1 pseudogene is annotated in these 276 nt (G+C 70.7%); it reads left to right on the forward strand.

From position 1 onward, the window contains the following. A pseudogene (locus EIK80_RS25875) lies at positions 1-276 on the forward strand (hypothetical protein); the annotation flags it as partial.

Genomic DNA, 276 nt, shown 5'->3' on the forward strand with positions numbered 1-276 from the left:
GACAGCGTGCGCTCGATCTGCGACCCCGAGCAGCTGGCCATGTGGCTGCAACTGTCGGCCATCACCCGCTCGTGCCTGCCCAAGCTGTCGGAGTGGGTCAGCCGCATGTCGGACGAGCGTGCCGCCGCCGCGCGCCTGGCCTATCGCGACGCCTGCCGGATCAGCGATGACGCCGGCCCCCTGATGCTGGACATCGTCTCGGCCCACCTGCCCGACGACTGGCGCATCCTGCGCGTGATCTCGGCGGTCATGGACCGCCCCAGCGACCGCTACCTG

It is taken from the genome of Caulobacter sp. 602-1, from assembly GCF_003931565.1.
Classification (GTDB): Bacteria; Pseudomonadota; Alphaproteobacteria; order Caulobacterales; family Caulobacteraceae; genus Caulobacter.